A 245-nucleotide genomic window follows, 5' to 3' on the forward strand; every position below is an offset into this window, starting at 1 on the left:
CGGGGAGGAAGGGGAAGCATCAGTTCCCACCATGAACACTGCGCTCGGCTTGTTGGCCTCCACGTATTTCAGGGCGGCGGCATTGAAGGTGTTGCACTCCGCGCTCGCGGCCGGCGTCTCAGGCATAGTCCGACAACCACCCAGGAGCAGGGAGGTGACCTTCCAGTGCTCGGTCTCCGCGAGGGGGGCCAGCGCCCCCATCCACTGCTGAGCGTGGGAGTCGCCGAGCACCACGATGGACTTGG

1 protein-coding gene is annotated in these 245 nt (G+C 65.7%); it reads right to left on the minus strand.

Annotated features, from left to right (window positions below):
* Positions 1–245 (minus strand): SGNH hydrolase domain-containing protein (locus SB772_RS44495; protein WP_410839089.1); only part of this gene is annotated, 245 nt, incomplete at both ends.

Origin of the sequence: Paraburkholderia sp. SIMBA_030, from assembly GCF_046535245.1 — a bacterium.
Taxonomy (GTDB): Bacteria; Pseudomonadota; Gammaproteobacteria; order Burkholderiales; family Burkholderiaceae; genus Paraburkholderia.